This window comes from Bartonella sp. AA1HLJMS, assembly GCF_042197445.1.
Taxonomy (GTDB): domain Bacteria; phylum Pseudomonadota; class Alphaproteobacteria; order Rhizobiales; family Rhizobiaceae; genus Bartonella.
Genome location: NZ_JBHIRW010000004.1, coordinates 1 through 22,556 on the forward strand (window position 1 = coordinate 1; position 22,556 = coordinate 22,556).

Below are 22,556 nucleotides of genomic sequence, written 5' to 3' on the forward strand. Positions count from 1 at the left end.
CGGGATGATGTGCAAGAGCTCGTTTTTACTGCTTCACCAGAGGAAATTTTAACGCCATTTAAACAAACACGAGAGCCGATGAGGGAAAAGTCAATGCACGAGATGTTAGAGGAGGTCGTGCATAAAAAACAAGAGTTGTTGGAAGAAAACCCAAGTTTATTTCCTGAACTTTCTGATGTTGAGCGTGACGGGCAAGCAGAACATATTATTCGGGAAATTCTTGAGGATTCTGAAGCTTTTTATCGTTCAACAGCGGTGCTTTATCAAGATTTTTCAGTTCGTTGCCGTATCCATGGGATGTCAAAGGTTCCTTTTAATCTTTCACAATTTCGGCGTAAATTGGCTATTGCTCAGGCTTTTGTTGATGAACAAACGGCTGTCAGTGAACATTGGAAACATATTTTGCAGATATCAGAAAGTTTGGAAGAAGATGTTCAAGGAGTCTTCTTGAACGTGGCACAGTCCGCATTAGGGGGAAAGCCATGTCCATCTGATGCATTTTTAGCACGTCTTTATGGGACTCATTCTTTAAGCCGTGCACGCCGACTTTTAACCTACTTTGAAGAGCGTGGACTTATTGTTATTCACACGCATTTTAGTGGTCAACGTATTGTTGCCTTTCCTGATCTTGGTGTTGAAACAGCGCCGGGAGACCCCAAGGAACCACTTTAACCAAATAAGCTGGAAACCGATTGTTCTGCTGCTGTCCTTGCTATTGCTTCTCCCATAAGGTCGGCAATGGGCAAAACACGAATATTATGGGTTTTCTCAATAGCTTGTGTTGGCATAATTGAATCTGTAATAACCAATTCTTTCATCTCTGAATTGGCAATTCGCTCGATTGCATTACCAGAAAGAACACCGTGCGTGATATAAGCCGTGACACTATTGGCACCATGTTTAAGCAGAGCACTTGCTGCATTGCATAAAGTTCCACCTGAATCAACAATATCATCAAGCAAAAGGCAATCTTTTCCCGATACATCTCCAATGATATTCATAACTTCTGATTCACCGGGGCTTTCGCGACGTTTATCCACAATAGCGAGCAAACTGTTCAAGCGCTTGGCGAGCGCGCGCGCGCGCACCACACCACCCACATCAGGTGAAACAACGATAACATTTTCAAGAGAATAATGCACTTTGACATCGCGAGAAATGACAGGAACAGCATAGAGATTATCCGTAGGGATATCAAAAAAACCTTGAATTTGTCCTGCATGAAGGTCCAATGTTAAAACACGATGGGCCCCTGCTTCAGTAATTAGGTTGGCAACAAGTTTTGCAGAAATAGGAGTTCGTGGTCCTGGTTTTCTATCTTGGCGGGCATAGCCAAAATAGGGGATAACAGCTGTAATACGACGCGCAGAAGAACGACGAAGGGCATCAATCATGATGAGTAATTCCATCAAATGATCATTTGCGGGATAGGATGTAGATTGCAAAACAAAAACATCTTGTCCACGTACATTTTCATGCAGTTCTACGAAAATTTCTTGATCAGCAAAGCGCTTTACAGTCGCTTTGCCTAAGGGGATGTTCAAATAATTTGCAACATCTTCAGCTAGGCGTGGATTAGAATTTCCGCAGAAAAGTTTCATAGTAGAACCTCTGAATCATCATGGTGGGAATGCGACACGGTTTTTAATTTCTTTTTATTAAATTGCAAGAGAACAATTACAAAAGCCTTACAATTTTATCGATTATTATTAAAGAGCTATGCAGTATGTTTTCTCTTTTTCCAAAAGTTTATTACTTTTAGAGCAAAGTTTTTTCTCCATGCGGCAAAGAAATACATATTGATTAAGCTTTTTGGTTATTACTTTATAAAAATACTTTCAATATGGGGAATGCTTCATATTTAAGATGAATGAAGGGGAGTAATAAAAAGAAGTATCATCTTGCCTTCAATCATTATAACCAAACATTGAAAATGATCATAGCGAAGGCTATCATATTTTATGGGCTGGTAGATAATTTCGTGAAAAAAGCAAAGTACAATGGGATTTATTTTTACATTTGGGTAAAAAGTTTAGTTTTGCAGTTTTGGTATTGTTCTCAAGCATAAAGAGGCTCATCTTTTGTTTTTCAGCATAATAGCAGAAATCTGCCGTCCGTAATCGGGTTCGTTGCGGTGTATTGCACGGCGATAGGAGAAAAAACGCTGTTCATCTTGATAGGTACAAAGCTCTACACAAGAAGCATTAACACCTGCTTCTTTGAGTTGGTTTATAATAAATGCCCATAGATTAAAATAAAAGCGATTTATTTTGTCTGTTTTTAAAAAATATTTTTGGTATTTGCTGTGGTAATCAATAAATTGGTCGTAAAATTCATTTGTTACTTCATAGTGATAAGGGCCAATACAAGGTCCAAGGACTGCTGTTATTGATTGTCTTTTGGCTCCTTGTTTTTCCATAACAGCAATTGTTTTCTCGATAATTCCATTTAAGCTTCCACGCCAGCCAGCATGAGTTGCAGCGATGACTCCAGCTTGTGGATCAGCAAACAGAATGGGTCCGCAATCTGCTGTAAGAACCCCAATAACGAGTTCTGGGGTGGTCGTAACCAGAGCATCAGCTTGAGGAGGTGCACCGATAATTGCTTGATGAGCTACGACAACGTTACAGGAGTGTATTTGATTAACTGTGACTAAATTTTGCGCTTCAATAGAAAAATAATTGGCAATCAAAAGACGATTCTGTACAATATATTCAAGTTGATCATTTGAACCTTTCCCAACATTAAGACTATGATAAAGATTTTTTGAAACACCATCTTGACGTGTAAAAAATCCATGTTTTATTCCATGGGAGTGTAAAGTAGAAAGATTTTTTGCAAGAATGGGATGAGGGATAGATTTCATAAAAGTTCCTTATGGAGATTATTTAAAGTGAGGATGGAGATGTTCATATTTGTCAATGAATATTTCAGATAATGATGTGCTTATTGACAAAAGCGCCGATCATTAAAATTGGGGAGGTATGGAGATATTTTTATCACTGAAATGTAAAACTTTAAATAATTTTCCCATCTGATCTGGACTAGCGAGCCGTTCGATGTCTTGGCGGATTTTGTCTTGCAAAGGAGCACTTTTGCCAACTCCAAGCTGGTTTGCGCGCTCCAGTAGCCCCATTTTAAAAAGAAAATCTCCTTGCTCGAAGATTTCAGCAAAACAGCCCTGTTCAAGAGCTATGTTTTTTAAAAAAGAAAAATCAACATGGGATGTTAAATCATGTTCACCAGGGGCATCAAAAACATCACGAAATCTATGTTTTGAGAGTGCTTGCAAGGTATCGCCAAAGGCAAGCTCACAAGCACCATAGTCGATAAGTAAAGCAGAACCTGTCACTTGCACTAAATGGTGGCTGATTTGTTGCATGAATTGATGCCGTAAGGGGGCATGTTCAAAAATTGTTCCGTCAGGCACTTTAGAACAACAGGTTTGTAGACAAGAAGAGGGAAGTTTATGCGGGGCAGCAATAAAGATGAAATCTCCATTTTGATTGACTGTAATGCGGCGCTCTTTCCATTCTCCATTGACTTTAATATATTGGTTGATAGGGAGTGTATCGAGAAATTCATTAGCAATGAGGAAGAGAGGTTTTGAAGGAATTTGATTAAAATTTTCAATGCTATGGATTTGTTTTTGATAAGAGAAAAGGCGCTTTTTTTGTTCTTTTGCAAGTTTTTTGCTTATTTCGATCAGAAAAATTTCAGCAGCATTAAATGCCGTTTGAGAGAGCTTTTGGATGGTTCGCAAAATGTCATCCATCAAAGTTCCTCGTCCTGGACCTATTTCAGCGAGGATAAAAGGGTGAGGGCACCCTTGAGCTTTCCAGCTTGCAAGAGTCCAAATGCCAATCATTTCTCCAAATAATTGGCTTATTTCAGGTGCTGTAATGAAATCACCAGCACGTCCAAAAGGGGTTTGTGTTTGATAATAACCAAATTGGGGATCGGTGAGTGCCAACGTCATATATTGGCTAACAGTGATTGGTCCATTAAGGACAATCATTTCTTTAATTTTTTCTTTGAGATTGGCCATTTTCTGTCGATTTATATTTAAAGGCGTGGAGAAGAAGATAACCCCCTAAAAGAAGCATGGGAAGAGATAAAGCCATGCCATAGGTAAAACCAGTAGAATGGAAAAGAGTCGAAAACCATTCTGGATCTTCTTGAGGCGCACGGTAAACTTCAGAAATGCTGCGTGTTACTGCGTAGCCTATAATAAATGTTCCTGATACAGTACCGGGACGCTTTAATGCTTTGAATCCAAAAATAAGAAGACACAGGATGATGAAGAGAAGAAATCCTTCCATAAATGCTTCGTAAAGCTGGCTTGGATGGCGCGGTAAATAGTAAGGATCGAGAGGAAAACAAACAGCCCAAGGATGTGTAGTGATATTGCCCCATAACTCTTGGTTGATGAAGTTGCAGATTCGTACAATGCCGATACCAATAGGAGCACCTGCAGCAATGATATCAAACATGGCTCGTATGTTAATATAATTTTTACGGGCAAACCAGATCATAGCAATGATAATACCAATAAGTCCGCCATGAAAGGACATTCCCCCATCCCATACGGCAATAATAGCACTTGGATGGTTAAAATAGTAAATGGGATCCCATACAAGAACTTGTCCTAAACGCCCTCCGATAACAACACTTATGGCAGACCAGACAACAAAATCTCCGATCTTTTCTTTATCCATAGGAGGGTGGTCTCTATACCATAGAGATGTTTTTTTTAATAATTTTTGCGCATACCACCAAGCAAAAAGAATACCCAGTACGTAACCAAGTCCATACCAATGAAGTGCTATGGGACCTAGCTGGATAATGACAGGATCAAGGAAAGACGGAAAAGCAATGGCTGGACAAGACAGATTGTTCATGAGTTAAGCATTTTACATTATACGAGATGAATATGAAGTGACTCTGATGGTCAGAAATGACAGATGAATGCACAATGGTCAAGTCAGTAGGGAGGCTAGTCAGAAAGGGAGATAGATTTCCACTGATTTATCGCGGTAAAAAATATGGTGATAAAGGAATATTAAAAAATCTTAAACAAAATCGTTATGATAAAGTCTACATAGTATGTAAAATATAGAGTAAAAGGAACAAATTACAGTATCTAAATGTTATGAGAATACGCTATAATGCGTGCGTCAATAATTAAAATTTAAGGAAAAATGTTATGCGTAATGGATCAAATCGTATTCTTGATGAATTAGCAAAATTAGCAACGGATGCTGCTGACGTTGCGCAAGGCATACGACGTGAAGCTGGAACAGCTTTTCGTGTGCAGGCTGAAAAGATAGCAAACAAACTTGATCTTGTTTCTCGCGAAGAGTTTGAGACTTTTAAGGAGATGGTGCTGAAAATCCATGCTGATAATGCTGATTTGAAAAGGCGCCTTGATGATTTAAAAAAAGATGATTAAAAAAACGCAGACACAAAAAAGTAAAATAGTTTCTTAAAAAAAGAATCTTCAAAAAATATCCCCAATTTTTCAATGTGATGCGTGAAACTAAAAAATGCTTAATCTTGAGTCTGTTAGAGCGGAGCATTTGTTTATTTTTGATTTTTTTTTGGGTAAAATACATTTTTTTGAATCAGGGGGGCTGGCGCTATGAAATTGTATCAATACACTGAAAAGACTTGATGATTCGTTTTATGACTATCAGGTTGCCCTAAACAGCGCGATTGTGTTCTGGGTGTTTGTGTACTGTCGATGTTTTTATGTGTATTTGTTTGGTGTAAAGGTTCTGATTGTAGCAAAATATTGTTACAGTTTAGACGGTTTATATTCTGTTGACAATGTTTTAAGATGATTGAGGATTGTGATGAGGCTTGCATTTTGCGCCACAGAAAGAAAAGAGCACCCTGTTGACTTTATCGAACAGATTGCCTGTGAATATGATTGGTCGTTTGAGCGGGATGCACAAGATGAAATTAGCGTTTGTGTGGAAGGAAAACGCGCAAACTATCGTCTTGCTTTTTCATGGATGGAAGAGCATGAAGCACTTCATTTAGCTTGTTCGTTTGATCTTTCTATTAAAAATGCTCGAACAGCTGAAATACAGCGCTTATTGCTAGCAATTAATGAAAAGTTGTTGTTGGGACATTTTGATTACTGGCAAAGGAATAATTCAGTTATTTATCGACAAGGTCTTCTTTTGGCTGGTGGGATGCATCCATCTCATATACAGGTTGAAACATTATTGATACATGCACTTAAAGCCTGTGAAAGCCATTATGTTGCATTTCAGATGGTTGCTTTGTCGGGAGAAAGTGCTTACAAGGCACTACAGTACACTTTGTTTGAAACTGTAGGGAATGCCTAAAATATACAGTTTGTTATTTTTACAGATGGTTTGCGGAAATATTGCTCATAGGGGGACATCAAGAATAGCGCGCACTCCCCCGAGTGGGCTCTCATCTAATTGTATATTGCCACCATGGCTGCGTGCTATGTCTTGAGCAATAGAAAGACCAAGTCCTGTTCCACTTGCATCTTGATTTCGCGCTTTATCAAGTCGAAAGAATGGCTTAAAAACTTCTGTGCGCATATTTTCATGAATTCCAGGTCCATTATCATCGATTATCAATATAAAAGATTCTTGTTGAGAGTTAGCGGTTAGTTTAACAGTCGTGCCGTAACAAAATGCATTTGTTACAAGATTGCTGACTAAGCGTGTGAAAGCACGGGGACGTACTTGTATTTCTGTAGGACCTTCAATGGTGTAAGAAAATTGACGTTTGTGAAGACGAGCATCGGTGGAGAATTTTTGCATAAGAGCATTTAAATCAAAAGTCTTGACACTTTCACTTCCTTCACCACGAGCAAAAGCAAGATAATCTTCTAACATATTTTGCATGTCACTTACATCTTGCTCAAGCGGTTTAATATCAAAGTCAGTATTTACTAATGCCAGCTGAAGTTTAAAGCGTGTAAGAATGGTTCTTAAATCATGACTTACTCCTGAGAGCATCATGGTACGTTGTTCAATTTGGCGTTCAATACGTTCACGCATGCGTAAAAAAGCGATGCCTGCACGACGGACTTCATCAGCTCCTTGTGGTTGAAATCCTTTTGGTAAAGGACGACCGCGTCCAAAGCTTTCTGCTGCTTCAGCCAATTGTTGAATCGGTTTGATTTGATTGCGTAAAAAGTAAATTGCTATCAGCAATAAAACAAGAGCTGTTCCTACCATCCAGCTTAAAAAAATAGCAGTATTGGAAGCATAGGCTTGGCTGCGTGGAGCAAAGACGCGTAAAATGTTGTGACCAAGGTGGATACGGATTTCAACAAGATCAGAATCTCCTACGGTATCGATCCAGAAGGGACGGTTAATTTGACGGGTGATTTCTTCACTTAAAAAATAGTCAAGAATTGCAAAAAATGGCTTAGGTCCTGGAGGGGGTAAGGAGGTAGGAGATAGAATAGAAATATTTAATCCCATACGTTGTTGTGCAATACGCTTGATATCTTCATAGTTATCTTGTTGGGGATATGTTTCAAGAATATCAATAATGGCTGAAATATCATGCACGACAGCCGTTGAAAGACGCTCCGTTACCATTTGCCAATGGCGTTCCATAAAGACATAAGCAATGACCGTTTGCAGAAGCACCATGGGAGCAATGATAATGATCAAAGAGCGAGCATAAAGCCGTTTAGGCATTTTTTTCGTTAACCATCGAAGAAAAAATCTTAAAGGTTTGATCATTCTTGTGCCTATTCAATAGAGAGTTTATACCCTATTCCTCGCACGGTTTGGAGCCATATAGGCAGTGCTGGGTTTTTTTCGATCTTACGACGAAGGCGGTTGATCTGCACATCAATGGCACGTTCACTTATATTGCTGTCATCGGTCGCGAATTTATGGCGCGGAATTGTATCGCCTGCATTTTCGGCAAACATGACCATCATTTCTTGTTCTTTATCTGTTAATTTAATAATTTCTCCTCCTTTTTTGAGTTCGCGTCGTGAAATTGAAAATATATAAGGACCAAAAACTATTTGCTCAATTTTGGGTTGGTGAGGGGGAAAACCACGTCGTAAAATGGCGTTGATGCGAAGGAGAAGTTCACGAGGGTCAAACGGCTTAGCCAGATAATCATCTGCCCCTGCTTCTAATCCACGGATACGATTGTCTATTTCTGATAAAGCTGTTAACATAAAGATAGGGACATCTTTTGTTTGGCGGAGTGAATGAGTGAGATCAATACCGTTTTCGCTAGGCATCATGACATCAACAATAAGAAGATCAAAATCTAAACTTGCTAACAGTCGTCTTGCTTCATTCGCATTAGCTGAAACTGAAACACGAAATCCATTTTTAATGAGAAACTGAAATAAAAGATTGCGAATACGTGTATCGTCATCAATCACAAGAAGGTGAGGGGCATCGTCACACAAAACTTGAACGTGATTGCTCATTCTTAAAAAACCTTGATAAAAATTTAGTTTACACAAAATGCAAGTTTACATAAGTTGTATAAAGCTGTCGAGCAGCACCTTTACCTTAAAGGAAAGAAAGTTTTATTTATAAATTTAAAAAAGTTATTTTTGAAAAGGATATTATGGGTAGTCTTAATATACATATTATTCCAGTTACGACATTTCAACAAAATTGCACTTTGCTTTTTGATAGTGAATGTAAAACGGGGGTTCTCGTTGATCCTGGTGGTGATTGGCCGCGGATTCAAGACGTAATCGAAAAGAATGGTGTTATCGTTGAGGCTATTTGGATAACACATGGTCATTTTGATCATGTAGGAGCAGCAATGCAAGTAAAAGAAGCGCTTAATGTAAAAATTATCGGTTCACATCGCGATGATAAGCCTGTGATGGATGCCGTGAGCGAAAGCGCAAAAAATTATGGCATCACTGATGCTTGCATTTGTATTCCTGATCGATGGTTAGAAGATGGTGAGTGCGTTCATTTTGCTGGACATGTGTTTAAGGTTTTTCATACACCAGGGCATTCTCCTGGTCATGTTATTTATTTCAATGAAAAAGAGCGCTTAGCCCTCTTGGGTGATGTTCTTTTTCGTGGCTCTATTGGACGTACGGACTTCCCCTTCTGTTCCCATGAAAAATTGATGCAATCTCTTCGAGAAAAAGTTTTACCTTTAGGCAACGATGTTCGTTTCATCTGTGGGCATGGTCCCAAAAGTAGCATAGGCTATGAGCGCCAAAATAATCCTTTTCTTCAAGATTTTAATATATGAGCAAATAAAAAAAAACGCTTTGAAGCGTTTTTTTTTGCCATTTAAGACTTTTTAATAGGGCAGAACAGAAGTTAATTTATTGGGGCATAACAAACGTGTTCCAAACCATTACGGTCTCGGAAAGTTCCTGTTTTAGGGTTGAAGGAACGGTATTTTTTCTTGCAATAGTTAAGCCAATCAGATTCTAATGATTGTTGTACTGGCTCATATTCCACCGTTTGCGGAGCTTCATAAATTATCTGTTCTTGTGGAGCCTGTTGATATACAATTTGATGCTGTGGTGCGGTTTGATAAACAACTTGTGGCTGTTCTGGTTTTTTTAAAATTTTGCCGAGAAGTGCACCTGCTGCAAGAGCAAGAATGCCCATTGCTAAAGCTTCTCCTGAGTTATTTATATTAATACTACTGTGTTTTGTTTTTTTGCGCTCGACATAATGATATGTCTTGTGTTCAACATGATGGTGTTGTTGTGCTCCCCATTTATGGCTAACATAATGACGCGTGTGGGGGTTATCAAAAGAGTGATGTTCACTATGAGAAAAATGGGAGCTAAAATTGTGAGACGGTAAACCAGCCTCCCTTCTCATATCATAGTTATGATACCATGCCATATCCGCAAGCGTTGGATCTAATGGCATCAAAATGGTTACAGTAGACATTGCTGATAATACCGCTAACCTGATCACTTTTTTCATAATGATGCTCCTTGTGTCAATTCGTATTTTTCACATCCTACACGTTTCAAACTGAATAGAGACTGAACAATTTTGGACTTTATTGTGACAAAAAAATAAAAATTCATTTAGTTAAAACTATTATCAATACAATAAAATAAAATCATGACAGAATTTTGATTTCAATTAATGTACTCTTCTTAAGATTAATTAAGCAGCTTGTATTTAGAGCACCAGATTTTTACTATTGGTTATAAATTATTTATTGATGAGTAATTTTTTATTGCTTGATACAATATGAATTGAACAATAGGTGTATGAACAAAAGTTATCGTTTTTTATTATAGGCTTATGGTGCTAAGATAGAACCTTATTTGTGTGATTGAATACAGTCCTGTTTGACTACTCTCTTGTGAGGCTAAATATTGAGTTCGATATCATATTATAACTGTATAAATATAATATATTGCGGGAACTTTTTTTGATATATGGGAAACATTCTTGTTGGGATATGGCTGTTAGTTTGACAGTATTGGCATGACAAAATGCATTTGACACAATATTGCTGATGAGACGCGTGAAGGCACGTGGGTGTGCTTGTATTTGTGTAGGGCTTTCAATGGTGTAGGAAAATTGACGTTTGTGAAGATGCGCATCGGTGGAGAATTTTTGCATAAGAGCATTTAAATCAAAAGTTTTAACACATTCACTTTCTTCACTACGGGCAAAAGCAAGGTAATCTTCTAACATGTTTTGCGTGTCGCTCACATCTTGCTCAAGCGGCTTGATATCAAAGTCATTATTTGCTAATGTTAGCTGAAGTTTGAAACGGGTGAGAATGGTTCTTAAATCATGGCTTACATCCGCAAGCATCATGGGGCGTTGTTCGATATAGTTAGAAGATGGTGAGTGTGTGTATTTTGCTGGACATGAGTTTAGGGTTTTGCATACACTAGGGCATTCTCTTGGTCATGTTATTTATTTCAATGAAAAAGAGCGCTTAACCTTCTTGGGTGTTGTTCTCTTTCGTGGTTCTATTGGACGTACGGACTTCCCCTTCTGTTCTTATGAAAAATTGATGAAATCCCTTCGAGAAAAAGTTTTACCCTTAGGCGATGATGTTTGTTTTATCTGTGGGCATGATCCCAAAAGTAGTATAGGCTATGAGCACCAAAATAATCCTTTTCTTCAAGATTTTAATATATGAGAAAACAAAAAAACGCTTTGAAGCGTTTTTTTTTGCCATTTAAAACTTTTTAGTAGGGCAGAACAGAAGTTAATTTATTGGGGCATAACAAATGTGTTCCAAACCATTACGGTCTCGAAAGGTCCCTGTTTTAGGGTTAAAGGAACGGTATTTTTTCTTGCAATAGTTAAGCCAATCAGATTCTAATGATTGCTGGAATGGCTCATATGCCACTGTTTGCTGCACTTGATAAACTCTTTGATTTTGCGGAACTTTTTGATAAATTACCTGATTTTGTGGTACTATTTGATAAACCACTTGTGGCTGTTCTGGTTTTTTTAAAATTGTACCAAGAATCGTACCTGTTGCAAGACCAAGAATACCCACCGCTAAAGCATCTCCTGAGTTATCTATATGAATATTACTGTGTTTTGTCTTTTTGCGCTCGACGTAATGATATGTTTTGTTTTCAACATGATGATAATGGTGGTGGTGATGATGTTGTTGTTGTTCCGTCTTACTCTGTTTGGCTACAGACCTTTCATGTTTGGCTTTAAATCTTCTCTTGTTGTCATCAGAACTCTTGTGGAAATCATCAACAAACTTTTGGAAATCATCAGATAAAAAGCTACGTTTTTTATCAGAACAATGGGAGCGAGAAAAACCGCAAGGCAGAATATCAGCTTTCTTCCTCATTTCCCTTATCGCATCATCTGTTTCTTTACGCATCTTCCTCATCATATCATCTATTTCTCTCGAGATAGAGTCACTACGATTCCATGCCATATCCGCAAGCGTTGCATTTAGCGGCATCAAAACGGTCACAGTTGACATTGCTGATAATACCGCTAGCCTGATCACTTTTTTCATAATGATGCTCCTTGTGTAAATTCGTATTTTTCACATCCTATACGTTTCAAACTGAATAGAGCCTGAACAATTTTGGGCTTTATTGTGACAAAAAAATAAAAATTTATTTAGTTAAATCTATCGCGGAGACAGTAAAATGAAATCATAACAGAATTTTGATTTCAATTAATGTACTCTGCTTGAGGTTAATTAATAAGTTTGTATTGAGAGTCCACGATTTTTTACTATGGAATATAAACTCTTTATTTAGGGATAATTTTTTATTGTTTGGTACAATATAAATTGAACAATAGGGATATGAATAAAAGTTATCATTTTTTATCATAGGCTTATGGTTCTATGAGAAAGTCTTATTTTACTTTATTTGTGTTATAGGACAGTGTCCTATTTGAATATTTTCTTGTAAGGATAAATAATATTGAGTTAGATATCAGAGTATAACTGTATAAAGATAATATATTTTAGAAATTTTTTATAAAATGTTCTCTCTCATGTTGTTTTAGACAAATTGAAGCACCCTTGATGTTGGAGGTTGTCTATTTTTCGGATAACGCTGTTTGCTTTTGAGCTTTCGTCTTTTTTTAGAAGAGCTGAAGATTATTTTATGCGGTTTGAAATTTTTTGCTCCTTCATTGATTGCGTTTTTTTCGTTTTATTGTTGCTTGATTAGGGGTGTTTTTACGAGATTTTCCTTTTTGATTTTCCAAAATACCAGTGTCCATGGTTGGTCCCATGTGTGCAAGGTCTGGTTTGGAGAAAAGACTTGGTTGTAACACGGGCTCATGGGGGGATTGTTCTCTATGATGTGTTAAGGGATTCTCTGCGAGTTCTAGTTCTATCTTTTGTAATTGTTTGATTTCATCGCGAAGGCGTGCTGCTTCTTCAAAATTAAGATCAGCAGCTGCTTCATGCATTAATTTTTCGAGGTGTTTAATATGAGATGCTAAATTGTTGCCAACCATATTTTTTTTCTCGATGACATCAGGGATATTTGTACGAATATGGTTGTTTTCATAGTCTGAATTGAGAATATCTCCGATATTTTTTTTGATACTTTTCGGTGTAATATGGTGTTCTTCATTATAGGCTATTTGTTTTTGTCGACGTCTTTGTGTCTCCTGTAAGGCTCGTTTTATGGAACCAGTGATCGTATCTGCATAGAGGATAACACGGCCATCTACGTTACGTGCAGCACGTCCGATTGTTTGTATGAGGGAAGTTTCAGAGCGCAAAAAGCCCTCTTTATCGGCATCTAGAATGGCAACAAAACCACATTCTGGAATATCTAAGCCTTCTCGGAGCAAGTTGATACCGATGAGGACATCAAAGGTGCCAAGCCGAAGATCGCGTAGAATCTCAATGCGTTCTAATGTATCAATGTCGGAATGCATATAGCGTACACGAATACCTTGTTCGTGCAGATATTCCGTTAAATCTTCGGCCATACGCTTGGTTAGGACGGTCACTAGTGTGCGGTAGCCTTTTTGAATTGTTTTACGAATTTCATTCACAACATCATCGACTTGATTTTTGGCTGGACGAACCTCTGTTGGTGGGTCAACAAGCCCTGTGGGGCGAATAACTTGTTCTGCAAAAGTACCGTGAGATTGTTCTATTTCCCACCGTCCAGGTGTTGCGGAGACAGCAATCGTTTGTGGGCGCATAGCATCCCATTCTTCAAAGCGCAAAGGACGGTTATCCATACAAGAAGGGAGGCGAAAACCATATTCTGCTAAGGTTGCTTTTCTGCGAAAATCACCTCGGTACATACCACCAATTTGGGGAATGGTTACATGGCTTTCATCGATAAAAACAAGAGAATTGAGTGGAATATATTCGAATAAAGTTGGGGGTGGTTCACCGGGATTTCGTCCTGTTAAATAACGTGAATAATTTTCAATTCCCGGACATGAACCGGTGGTTTCCAACATTTCCAAATCAAAAACTGTACGTTGTTCTAAACGTTGTGCTTCTAAAAGACGTCCAGCTTCGTTCAACTCATCGAGGCGTTGAACGAGTTCCATTTTGATAGATTTCATCGCTTGGTTAAGTGTTGGGCGTGGTATTACGTAGTGTGAGTTGGCATAAATTTTAATTGATTGAAGATCGCCTGTTTTTTGTCCGGTGAGAGGATCAAATTCCGTAATTGTTTCCACTTCATCGCCAAAGAGCGAAATACGCCAAGCACGATCTTCGAGGTGGGCAGGGAAAATTTCGATTGTATCCCCTCGTACACGAAAGGAACCACGAACGAAGTTGATATCTTGTCGATAATACTGTTGAGAGACTAAATCAGCCAAGAGTTTTCGTTGATTGAGTTTGTCCCCTTTTTCTATTTCGAAGGTCATGGCCGTATAGGTTTCTACGGAACCAATTCCGTAGATGCAGGAGACAGATGCGACGATAATAACATCATCACGCTCTAAGACAGCGCGTGTTGCAGCATGACGCATCCGGTCGATTTGTTCATTAATTGAGGATTCCTTTTCAATATAAGTGTCTGAGCGTGCAACATAGGCTTCTGGTTGATAATAGTCATAATAGGAAACAAAATATTCGACGGCATTATGGGGAAAAAAACTTTTAAATTCCCCATAAAGCTGCGCTGCTAGAGTTTTATTGGGAGCTAAAATCAGAGCTGGACGCTGTGTTTTTTCAATGATATTGGCCATTGTATAGGTTTTCCCTGAGCCGGTAACACCCAAAAGCACTTGTGTACGTTCATTTTTTTGAATTCCCTCAACCAGAGTTTTAATAGCTTGAGATTGATCTCCCGCTGGTTTAAAAGATGTTTCGAGTTGAAATGGAATACCACCTTCAGATTTTTCAGGACGAATGGGGCGGTGAGGTGTCCATAATGCACCATTCTTAAAAAGAGGATTACCTGAAGCAATAAGAGCAGAAAGAGCTTCTACTGTTGCAGTAACACCATTTTTCATTGTTGTATCCTTTGATAGAAAAGTGCTGGTGATTTTAAAGAAAATACTAATTTTTACAAATTTATTACGACAACAGCAAAACGTTATTGAACAGATTTGTTTTGGTTTATTGGAGCCTTCATTAGGATATGGATCAAGTTTTTATGAGACAAATTCTTCGAAGTATTTCTTTGGAAGGAGCATATTTGTGGTTGTTCGTGAACACTATTGCATTTTTGCCATGATGATATTCAAGAGGGCATAAGTTATTATGGCTGTTATGGAGAATAATCGGTACGTTTGGGCATTAAAGACATTGTATATGTGTGATAAAGATCATTTCCATCTTTAAATGAAAGATAACGAGATGACACCCAACCTATTTGAGTGTTATATCGGATATGGCACCAATTTCCTTCACAGTTTTTAACAAAAACTAATTCTCCAGCAGAGATTAAGCCGCAAAGTGCATACTGAGTGCTGGGACCTGTTCTAAAATTAAGATTTCCCGTAACAAAAGCATCTGCTGCCTCTGATATTGTTGTGGCTAAAAAGAAAGAGCCAAACATAAAAAAAATGACGATTTTTTTCATTTTTCTGTAAAGAATTTCTTTAGAGATTTTCTATCCTTCTCTCTTCATATTCTATATAATTTCTTTTACTAGATTATGATAAAACAGAAAAAAATACAATTCTTTCTTCTTTAGGACACTTTAAAGAGAAGAGTGAAGTTTAACGTTTTAAACACCAAAATGAGATGTTTTAATCACTATTTGTGCATGTTTTGTTTCCTTTATTTATTTTTGTATGGAAAACAGTGATACTGTACTATATAATAAAAAAGATCGTAGTTTTCGGATTCCAAAAGTAATTTTGGAAGCCGTTTTTTGTATTTTTATTAAACCTTCCGTGTAATAGAAAGGGACGGATTATGGAAAAAGTTCCGATGACTACAGCTGGTTTTGAGAGTCTTAAAGAAGAGTTGCGTTGGCGTCAACAACAGGAGCGTCCGCGAATTATTGAAGCAATTTCTGAGGCGCGTGCGCATGGTGATTTATCTGAAAATGCTGAGTATCATGCAGCTAAAGAAGCGCAAAGTCATAATGAGGGGCGTATAAATGAGCTTGAAGATTATATCGCACGAGCAGAAGTTATAGATGTCTCGCGTCTTTCAGGTGACAAAATAAAATTTGGTGCAACCATTAAACTCTTGGATGAGGATACTGAGGAAAAAAAAGTGTATCAGATCGTAGGAGATCAAGAAGCTGATGTAAAGGTTGGAAAAATCTCTATTTCTTCGCCTATCGCACGTGCACTTATTGGCAAGCAAGAAGGTGATGTGATTGAGGTGAATGCACCAGGTGGTGCGCATAATTACGAGATCATTAAGGTTCAGTACATCTAAATAACATATGGATTATTATGCGTGTATCTTTGGACGAAACTGAGATTATTGCGCCTCACTTGAAAAGGCGTTTATCGGGAGTAACATCTACGATTATTCAGCTTATTCCACTGCAACGCGAACAGGGTGTACGTATATCCACTTTTGGGTTTGGATTACCACAAAGTTTACCGGCTCTTGCCTTTAGGGACCTTTTCGGACTTTGGAAAAGTCCGAAAGGGAAGCCATTTCGTATTTGGCATGCACGACGCAATATTGAGATGCTTTGTGGGATCTTTTTGCGCGATGTTTTGCGAATGAAGCTTAAACTCATCTTTACTTCGGCTTCACAACGTCATCATAAGCCTTTTACCAAATGGTTGATTCGCTGTATGGATAGGGTTATAGCTACCAGTACACGTACGGGCGCTTATCTAGAAGTGCCTCATAAGGTTATTATGCATGGGGTGGATGTGAGGCGTTTTACTCCACCACACACTCTTGATGATTGCTTTTCTTCGACAGGATTTCCAGGAAAATATGCGGTAGGATGTTTTGGGCGTCTGCGCTACTCAAAGGGAACAGATTTATTTGTTGATGCCATGATAGCATTATTGCCTGACTATCCTGAATGGACAGCACTTATCGCTGGTCGTACGACAGAGCAATATTATCATTTTGAAAAAGAATTACGCCAAAAGATTGCTAAGGCTGGTCTGGATGATCGCATTATTTTTCTTGGTGAGATTCTGGACATCCCTTTATGGTACCGTCGTTTAACACTTTATGTTGCACCCTCTCGTACAGAAGGTTTCGGTTTAACACCATTAGAAGCAATGGCATCACAGGTTGCGGTTGTAACGAGTGATGCAGGAGCTTATAAAGAATTGGTTGTAGAAGCGACAGGAACAGTTGTAAAAGCAGGAGATGGAGCGGCTTTAACAGCAGCAATTGAACCTTATTTTGCTGATGTAGAAAAAACATTGGCAGCCGGAAAGAAAGCTTTAACCCATGTTCGTACGCACTTTCCTTTGGAAAAGGAGACAGCGGAGATTGGGCGTGTCTACAAAGAACTGTTTGCAGAAAAAACACTTTGATTATTATATCAAAAATCTTCTTGAGGAATGGTAAAAAGTATTTTCCTTAAAGGTTTTTCATAGTCATCAAGAAAACAGCTCAATGATATAAATGTTATTTTACAAAATTTATATTGTCTTTAGTAGCACGCTATAAAAAGTTCTAAAAATTTTGGATAAAAGATTAAAAATGTATACGCTTGAGAGCGATATGTAGTTTATGATAAAGCATACTAGGAGAGAAGAAAGCTACTTTTATTCATTGATATTTTAGAATAAGAAAATAATGCTTTAACTCAAGTCTGGGGATTTATGCACTATCTTATACGGGGTTGTGCTGATATTGTTCGTTTTGTAAGACTTAAATAGATAGCAAAAAAAACGTTTTCTTGTCTTAAAAAGATAATGATGGTATCTTCATGGATAAAATAGTCGTACATATTTTCAATAAATTCATAATAAGATGGATTTAAGATCAATATATATATATATATATATATGATTTTTATAAATAAATTACCTTTTCAATTTAAATAAGAGCTTTGAGTACCGTAAGATTTTCTTATGTAAAATCTGTTGATATTAACAATGAGAGCTATCTTCTTGTACATCACAATTGGAAGAAGGCATGTGGTGGATAAAAACTATTGAAGACAGGGTGTAAAGAGATTTCTTATAAATTGTCTGAAATGCAGGCTGTTACGACATTAATAGAAAGAAAATAATATGGTGGTACTAATTTATATCTTATTTTTTTGTACCGACTTGCACCTTATTGTTATTTAAGTAAAAATGATGGTGCCCATTTTATATCTTTCATGAGGCCTGTCGTGAAATGGGGGTGATGAGTATTGTGAGATGTTTTTTACAAGTTTGTGAGTTCATAATATAATAGCATTTTATTTTCTATAAGGGTGTAACTCTATTAAAAAGAAAAAACACTTTTATCAGTAAATATTCATATTTTTGCATGAGAGATTATTCGTAAAAAAGAATGTTCTATGCGTCCACTTTATTTGATAAAGAAGATCAATAAAGGGAAGTTTTATATGTTATGGCTTTGAGAATATCGGTATTTGATTGTTTTTGTTGAATTATTTTTATATCATTGATATGATGTTTTGTATGAAATTTTAGGAAATCTTCAGTAGATTGGGTGAGGAGTGAATATTATGACGCATACTGTTCTCGCCTTTTTATCTTGTAAATTTTTTATCATGGTAGCATAAAATATCTCTGCATTAGAATTGTTCACGCCAGAAAGCGGGAATAAAAAGGACGAATATTGTTATGATTTCAAGGCGTCCAGCTAACATTAGAAAACTTAAAATCCATAAAGCATGATCGTTGATTGTAGAGAAATTACCAGTGGGGCCAATAATATCTCCAAAGCCTGGACCAACATTTGAAAGTGCGGTTAAGACCCCGGTAAAGGCAGAGGTAAAGTCAAGACCGGTTGTAAGCAAAAGTGCAGTGCCGATAACAAGGCAAAACATATAAAGACAGACAAAAAACAAAACGGCTTGAGCAACATCATTTGATATATTTGAGTGATCGTAGCGCGCTTTTACAACGACATTAGGAGAAAGAAGTTTTTCTATATTTGTTTGTGTAATACGCCAAAGAATAATGAGGCGATTGATTTTCATACCACCAGAAGTAGAACCAGCACATCCGCCTGTAAAAGAAACAATGAAGAAAACTCCAAGCGCAAACGGTCCCCAAAGTTGATAATCTTCAGCGCTGTAACCGGTGGTGCTAATAATGGATGAAAGGTGAAAAATGACATCAAGAAAAATCAAGTGGAACGCGCGATGATCATAAAACCGTAGCCATGCCGCTAAAGCAAAGCTGAAAAGGAGAACGATATGGAGAAAAACAATCACTTGTGGGTCAAGGAAGCGTTTAGAGTGTCCAGGAAGGACTAATTTAACATAAAGTACGAAAGGTAAAGCAGAAAGCAACATGAAGATTGTTGAAATAATTAAGATGGCTGGTGTATCAGAAAAATAGCCAAAAGAAGCATCATGCGTTGAAAAACCAGCTGTTGCTACTGTACTCATTGCATGGTTAATGGCATCAAATAAATTCATGCCTGCAGCAAAATAAGAAAGCATACAAGCCAATGTTAACCCAACATAAGCGATGATAATTCCGTTAGCAATTTGGTTGATGCGAGGCAATATTTTTTCAGATTTATCAGATGATTCCATATGAAAAAGTCGCACGCCACCCACACGCAGTGAAGGCAAAATTAAGAGGGCTAAACCGATAAAACCAATGCCCCCAATCCAGCATATAAGAGAACGCCATAATAAAATACTTCGCGATAAATTATCAAGATCAGAAAGGACTGTGGAGCCTGTTGTTGTAATTCCAGAAACAGATTCAAAAATGGCTCCTGCTAGAGAAATGGGAAGAGGAGAAAGATAAAGAGGTAAGGCACCTACGATGCTTCCTGTAAGCCAAAGACAAACAGTGAGCATAAAGCCAAGTCGTGCTGAAAAGCGACAAGTAGCTCCCTTAGTTGCTAAAAGAATCAGCGTTGCTAACATGGTGGTTATGGCACAAGAATAGAGAAAGCTTATCCAATTACGATTGTTGTCGTGCAAATCCACAAAAATTGGCAAAAGCATTGCTCCCCCCATGATTAAGGCAAAACGTGCACAGACATTGATAATAAATTGAAAAATGATCGTTCCCTATCTTTGTATCTCTTTTTATTATGGTTTTGTGCTCATAAGAAGTTACATTTTTCTCTTTATAGGATAAGGATTAATTCTTAACATTAGCGTGCCTTGATGAATTAGTAATCAGACCTTTTCATAAAACTTGAAAAGAAGTATACATAACATAATTAGGGCTCTTGAAAAATATTTTTTTAAAAGGCTGCATTCCGTTATCATTTATAGAATAATTAATTTATAATAAAGTGAAGGGGATTTAATGGTACAATCGCATATTCGTCTGCTGATTATTGGCTCAGGTCCGGCTGGTTATACAGCGGCGATCTATGCAGCAAGAGCAATGCTTAAGCCTGTTTTGGTGACGGGCTTGCAGCAGGGGGGACAATTGACAATTACAACTGATGTTGAGAATTATCCAGGTTTTGCAGATCCCATTCAAGGACCATGGTTGATGGAACAAATGGCAAAACAAGCTGAGAATATGGGGACAAAAATTGTTTATGATACAATTATAAAGGCTGATTTGTTGAAGTATCCTTTTGTCTTATATGGGGATTCAGGAACACAATATTCTTGTGATGCACTGATTATTGCAACAGGAGCTCAAGCGCGCTGGCTTGGTTTAGAAAGTGAACAGACCTTTATGGGCGGAGGTGTTTCCGCTTGTGCTACATGTGATGGCTTTTTTTATCGTGATAAGGATGTTATTGTCGTGGGAGGAGGAAATACGGCTGTTGAAGAAGCACTTTATTTATCGCATTTGGCTAAGAGTGTAAGCGTAGTTCATAGGCGGGGGCAGTTTCGGGCAGAAAAAATTTTGCAAGATAGGTTGCTGGCTTGTAATAATGTGCGTGTTCTTTGGGATCATGTGGTTGAAGAAATTGTGGGGCTGCCAGCTCAAGATTCAATGGGCGCTGTTGTAACAGGGGCACGTCTGAAAAATGTTAAGACAGGTCACGAGATGAAAGTTAATGCAGAGGGCATATTTATTGCCATTGGGCATGATCCTGCTGTTTCTCTGTTTGAAGGACAGCTGAAACAAAAACGAGGCGGCTATTTATGGACAGCACCCAACTCAACAGCAACAAGCATTGCTGGTGTTTTTGCTGCTGGGGATGTGACAGATGAAACATTCCGCCAAGCTGTAACAGCTGCCGGAAGAGGATGTATGGCAGCGTTGGAAGCAGAACGGTTTTTGGATATACCCAGGCGTTAGTCACTCATTGAGAACATAGAGAATATAGAGGTAGAATTAATTGTGGCGCCACCGTTGGATTGGGATAAGTTAAGGGTTTTTCACGCTGCAGCAGAAGCGGGATCTTTTACGCATGCTGCTCAAAAACTTCATTTATCTCAATCAGCCGTTTCACGACAGGTTTCGGCTTTAGAACAAGAGGTTGGGGTATCCTTATTTCAACGTCATGCGCGTGGTTTGATTCTTACAGAACAGGGAGAAACTCTTTATCGTACAGCTCATGATGTTTTGATGAAGCTTGAAAGTGTGCGTTTGCAATTAAGTGAAAGCTATGCAAAACCAACGGGGCACTTGCGTGTGACCTCGACCTTTGGAATGGGGGCAGGGTGGATTGCAGAGCGTATGCCAGAATTTCTTAGTCTTTATCCTGATATGCAGGTTCAGCTTTTGCTTTCCGATGAAGAGCTTGATTTGACAATGTGTCATGCGGATTGTGCTGTTCGCTTACATCAACCCAAACAACCTGATCTTATACAAAGAAAACTCTTTACAATTCATATGCATGTTTATGCTTCGGAAAAGTATATTGCAAATTATGGAAAGCCGGAAAAATTGTCTGATCTCGATGAGCATCGTATTATTTCGTTCGGTGAACCTGTTCCACCTTATTTGTCTGGTTTAAATTGGTTGGAAAAGGCTGGTAGAAGTGATGGATCATTGCGCGTTTCAGTTTTACAAATCAACAATATCATCTCAATAAAGAATGCGCTTATGCGTGATCTTGGGATTGCTGTGCTTCCTGATTATATCGTCAATAATGATGAGCATTTAGTGCGTCTTTTTCCTGATATGGTTGATATTCCCTCTTTTGATACTTTTTTTTGTTATCCTTATAATTTAAAGAATTTGGCAAGGTTAAATGCTTTTCGAGATTATATTTTTTTAAAAGCTCGCCAGTGGTCTTTTTAATATTAATATCTTAATTTATAAGGAATAATTAGCTGTTTTGCAACTTGAGACTCCCGTAATATTCTTTCGTTTCAAATTTGCCTATATTGAATCAATTAAAATTATTTGTTGCACATTAAAAGTGGAGGGAGTCCGTACGGGTAAATATTTTTGAAAAGAGGGATAAATGTTTTTTTACAAATGCTAGCAAACATGAGAGCTATTATATATTGAAAAATGGACAATCGTGTGATGGTGTAGTTAACATTTTTACTATTTAATTAAAGAGAGTGGTACATGATGGAGACAAATTTAAAGCTATGTGTTTATTGCATAGCAGATACGCTTAAGTCTTTATTGTGCTTTTCC

18 protein-coding genes and 3 pseudogenes are annotated in these 22,556 nt (G+C 37.8%); 9 read left to right on the top strand and 12 right to left on the bottom strand.

Features of this window, described 5'->3' with window-relative positions; translation table 11 throughout:
* A pseudogene (locus ACFIQE_RS02195) lies at nucleotides 1–672 on the top strand (ATP-binding protein); the annotation flags it as partial.
* Here ACFIQE_RS02195 and ACFIQE_RS02200 read toward each other — a convergent pair.
* The 4 genes from ACFIQE_RS02200 to lgt all read right to left on the bottom strand — a co-directional run bounded on the left by ACFIQE_RS02200 (nucleotide 669) and on the right by lgt (nucleotide 4,901).
* The gene (locus ACFIQE_RS02200; RefSeq protein WP_375606345.1) at nucleotides 669–1,601 is read right to left on the bottom strand and encodes a ribose-phosphate pyrophosphokinase; all 933 of its coding nucleotides are present in this window, start codon (nucleotides 1,599–1,601) and stop codon (nucleotides 669–671) included. The pseudogene ACFIQE_RS02195 and the gene ACFIQE_RS02200 sit on opposite strands and share 4 nt — an antisense overlap.
* Before the next feature lie 473 nt (nucleotides 1,602–2,074).
* On the bottom strand, nucleotides 2,075–2,866 hold the full coding sequence (pgeF, locus tag ACFIQE_RS02205) for a peptidoglycan editing factor PgeF (RefSeq protein ID WP_375707233.1): 792 nt from the start codon (nucleotides 2,864–2,866) through the stop codon (nucleotides 2,075–2,077).
* A 102-nt stretch (nucleotides 2,867–2,968) separates the two neighbouring features.
* Nucleotides 2,969–4,048, bottom strand: coding sequence for a class I SAM-dependent methyltransferase (locus tag ACFIQE_RS02210; protein ID WP_375640209.1), 1,080 nt, complete (start codon nucleotides 4,046–4,048; stop codon nucleotides 2,969–2,971).
* Nucleotides 4,023–4,901: a prolipoprotein diacylglyceryl transferase gene (gene lgt, locus ACFIQE_RS02215; RefSeq protein ID WP_375640205.1), complete on the bottom strand. Its 879-nt coding sequence runs from the start codon at nucleotides 4,899–4,901 to the stop codon at nucleotides 4,023–4,025. Before lgt ends, ACFIQE_RS02210 begins: the two co-directional genes overlap by 26 nt.
* A 305-nt stretch (nucleotides 4,902–5,206) precedes the next feature.
* On the opposite strand from lgt, the gene ACFIQE_RS02220 reads away from it, so the two are divergent.
* Both ACFIQE_RS02220 and ACFIQE_RS02225 read left to right on the top strand, forming a co-directional pair.
* Complete coding sequence (locus ACFIQE_RS02220; protein ID WP_273791228.1) at nucleotides 5,207–5,452, top strand: accessory factor UbiK family protein; 246 nt, start codon at nucleotides 5,207–5,209, stop codon at nucleotides 5,450–5,452.
* 403 nt (nucleotides 5,453–5,855) lie between these two features.
* A complete protein-coding gene (locus tag ACFIQE_RS02225) occupies nucleotides 5,856–6,356 on the top strand; it encodes a YbjN domain-containing protein (RefSeq protein WP_273724125.1) in 501 nt (166 codons plus the stop codon).
* Nucleotides 6,357–6,401: 45 nt separating this feature from the next.
* Here the strand turns inward: ACFIQE_RS02225 and ACFIQE_RS02230 are convergent, their stop codons facing one another.
* Nucleotides 6,402–7,742 (bottom strand): ATP-binding protein, encoded by a 1,341-nt coding sequence (locus tag ACFIQE_RS02230; protein ID WP_375637402.1) that lies wholly within the window; start codon nucleotides 7,740–7,742, stop codon nucleotides 6,402–6,404.
* A gap of 8 nt (nucleotides 7,743–7,750) precedes the next feature.
* Nucleotides 7,751–8,455 carry a response regulator gene (locus ACFIQE_RS02235; protein WP_375705063.1) on the bottom strand — a complete coding sequence of 235 codons (705 nt, stop codon included), beginning with the start codon at nucleotides 8,453–8,455 and terminating at the stop codon, nucleotides 7,751–7,753.
* A gap of 143 nt (nucleotides 8,456–8,598) precedes the next feature.
* Between ACFIQE_RS02235 and ACFIQE_RS02240 the strand changes: the two genes are divergently transcribed.
* Nucleotides 8,599–9,249 carry an MBL fold metallo-hydrolase gene (locus ACFIQE_RS02240; RefSeq protein WP_375606477.1) on the top strand — a complete coding sequence of 217 codons (651 nt, stop codon included), beginning with the start codon at nucleotides 8,599–8,601 and terminating at the stop codon, nucleotides 9,247–9,249.
* A 71-nt stretch (nucleotides 9,250–9,320) separates the two neighbouring features.
* Here the strand turns inward: ACFIQE_RS02240 and ACFIQE_RS02245 are convergent, their stop codons facing one another.
* Together ACFIQE_RS02245 and ACFIQE_RS02250 are read right to left on the bottom strand one after the other, a co-directional pair.
* Complete coding sequence (locus ACFIQE_RS02245) at nucleotides 9,321–9,944, bottom strand: BA14K family protein (protein WP_375706657.1); 624 nt, start codon at nucleotides 9,942–9,944, stop codon at nucleotides 9,321–9,323.
* Nucleotides 9,945–10,415: 471 nt separating this feature from the next.
* Nucleotides 10,416–10,814: pseudogene (locus ACFIQE_RS02250) on the bottom strand (sensor histidine kinase); the annotation flags it as partial.
* Between the two features lie 4 nt (nucleotides 10,815–10,818).
* Between ACFIQE_RS02250 and ACFIQE_RS02255 the strand changes: the two are divergent.
* A pseudogene (locus ACFIQE_RS02255) lies at nucleotides 10,819–11,130 on the top strand (MBL fold metallo-hydrolase); the annotation flags it as partial.
* Nucleotides 11,131–11,199: 69 nt separating this feature from the next.
* Here ACFIQE_RS02255 and ACFIQE_RS02260 read toward each other — a convergent pair.
* The 3 genes from ACFIQE_RS02260 to ACFIQE_RS02270 all read right to left on the bottom strand — a co-directional run bounded on the left by ACFIQE_RS02260 (nucleotide 11,200) and on the right by ACFIQE_RS02270 (nucleotide 15,490).
* Nucleotides 11,200–11,979 carry a BA14K family protein gene (locus ACFIQE_RS02260; RefSeq protein WP_375707234.1) on the bottom strand — a complete coding sequence of 260 codons (780 nt, stop codon included), beginning with the start codon at nucleotides 11,977–11,979 and terminating at the stop codon, nucleotides 11,200–11,202.
* A 629-nt stretch (nucleotides 11,980–12,608) separates the two neighbouring features.
* Complete coding sequence (gene uvrB / locus ACFIQE_RS02265; protein WP_375702807.1) at nucleotides 12,609–14,918, bottom strand: excinuclease ABC subunit UvrB; 2,310 nt, start codon at nucleotides 14,916–14,918, stop codon at nucleotides 12,609–12,611.
* A 257-nt stretch (nucleotides 14,919–15,175) separates the two neighbouring features.
* Complete coding sequence (locus tag ACFIQE_RS02270; RefSeq protein ID WP_375702808.1) at nucleotides 15,176–15,490, bottom strand: SH3 domain-containing protein; 315 nt, start codon at nucleotides 15,488–15,490, stop codon at nucleotides 15,176–15,178.
* Nucleotides 15,491–15,828: 338 nt separating this feature from the next.
* Here ACFIQE_RS02270 and greA point away from each other — a divergent pair, with 338 nt between their 5' ends.
* Together greA and ACFIQE_RS02280 are read left to right on the top strand one after the other, a co-directional pair.
* Complete coding sequence (gene greA, locus ACFIQE_RS02275) at nucleotides 15,829–16,302, top strand: transcription elongation factor GreA (RefSeq protein ID WP_007347010.1); 474 nt, start codon at nucleotides 15,829–15,831, stop codon at nucleotides 16,300–16,302.
* Nucleotides 16,303–16,319: 17 nt separating this feature from the next.
* Nucleotides 16,320–17,378 (top strand): glycosyltransferase family 4 protein, encoded by a 1,059-nt coding sequence (locus tag ACFIQE_RS02280; RefSeq protein WP_375707235.1) that lies wholly within the window; start codon nucleotides 16,320–16,322, stop codon nucleotides 17,376–17,378.
* Between the two features lie 1,220 nt (nucleotides 17,379–18,598).
* Here the strand turns inward: ACFIQE_RS02280 and ACFIQE_RS02285 are convergent.
* Entirely contained in the window at nucleotides 18,599–19,993 is a 1,395-nt protein-coding gene (locus ACFIQE_RS02285) for a TrkH family potassium uptake protein (RefSeq protein WP_375620704.1), read from the bottom strand.
* Nucleotides 19,994–20,303: 310 nt separating this feature from the next.
* On the opposite strand from ACFIQE_RS02285, the gene trxB reads away from it, so the two are divergent.
* Together trxB and ACFIQE_RS02295 are read left to right on the top strand one after the other, a co-directional pair.
* Complete coding sequence (gene trxB, locus ACFIQE_RS02290; RefSeq protein ID WP_375620705.1) at nucleotides 20,304–21,260, top strand: thioredoxin-disulfide reductase; 957 nt, start codon at nucleotides 20,304–20,306, stop codon at nucleotides 21,258–21,260.
* 42 nt (nucleotides 21,261–21,302) lie between these two features.
* The gene (locus ACFIQE_RS02295; RefSeq protein WP_273791217.1) at nucleotides 21,303–22,208 is read left to right on the top strand and encodes a LysR family transcriptional regulator; all 906 of its coding nucleotides are present in this window, start codon (nucleotides 21,303–21,305) and stop codon (nucleotides 22,206–22,208) included.
* The last annotated feature ends 348 nt before the right edge of the window (nucleotides 22,209–22,556 follow it).

Coding starts and splice junctions, on each gene's coding strand:
- ACFIQE_RS02285 (WP_375620704.1), bottom strand. CDS start 19,993: ATGCTTTTGCCAATTTTTGTGGATTTGCACGACAACAATCGTAATTGG.
- ACFIQE_RS02210 (WP_375640209.1), bottom strand. CDS start 4,048: ATGGCCAATCTCAAAGAAAAAATTAAAGAAATGATTGTCCTTAATGGA.
- greA (WP_007347010.1), top strand. CDS start 15,829: ATGGAAAAAGTTCCGATGACTACAGCTGGTTTTGAGAGTCTTAAAGAA.
- ACFIQE_RS02225 (WP_273724125.1), top strand. CDS start 5,856: ATGAGGCTTGCATTTTGCGCCACAGAAAGAAAAGAGCACCCTGTTGAC.
- ACFIQE_RS02245 (WP_375706657.1), bottom strand. CDS start 9,944: ATGAAAAAAGTGATCAGGTTAGCGGTATTATCAGCAATGTCTACTGTA.
- ACFIQE_RS02260 (WP_375707234.1), bottom strand. CDS start 11,979: ATGAAAAAAGTGATCAGGCTAGCGGTATTATCAGCAATGTCAACTGTG.
- uvrB (WP_375702807.1), bottom strand. CDS start 14,918: ATGAAAAATGGTGTTACTGCAACAGTAGAAGCTCTTTCTGCTCTTATT.
- ACFIQE_RS02200 (WP_375606345.1), bottom strand. CDS start 1,601: ATGAAACTTTTCTGCGGAAATTCTAATCCACGCCTAGCTGAAGATGTT.
- ACFIQE_RS02220 (WP_273791228.1), top strand. CDS start 5,207: ATGCGTAATGGATCAAATCGTATTCTTGATGAATTAGCAAAATTAGCA.
- trxB (WP_375620705.1), top strand. CDS start 20,304: ATGGTACAATCGCATATTCGTCTGCTGATTATTGGCTCAGGTCCGGCT.
- pgeF (WP_375707233.1), bottom strand. CDS start 2,866: ATGAAATCTATCCCTCATCCCATTCTTGCAAAAAATCTTTCTACTTTA.
- lgt (WP_375640205.1), bottom strand. CDS start 4,901: ATGAACAATCTGTCTTGTCCAGCCATTGCTTTTCCGTCTTTCCTTGAT.
- ACFIQE_RS02270 (WP_375702808.1), bottom strand. CDS start 15,490: ATGAAAAAAATCGTCATTTTTTTTATGTTTGGCTCTTTCTTTTTAGCC.
- ACFIQE_RS02280 (WP_375707235.1), top strand. CDS start 16,320: ATGCGTGTATCTTTGGACGAAACTGAGATTATTGCGCCTCACTTGAAA.
- ACFIQE_RS02235 (WP_375705063.1), bottom strand. CDS start 8,455: ATGAGCAATCACGTTCAAGTTTTGTGTGACGATGCCCCTCACCTTCTT.
- ACFIQE_RS02240 (WP_375606477.1), top strand. CDS start 8,599: ATGGGTAGTCTTAATATACATATTATTCCAGTTACGACATTTCAACAA.
- ACFIQE_RS02230 (WP_375637402.1), bottom strand. CDS start 7,742: ATGATCAAACCTTTAAGATTTTTTCTTCGATGGTTAACGAAAAAAATG.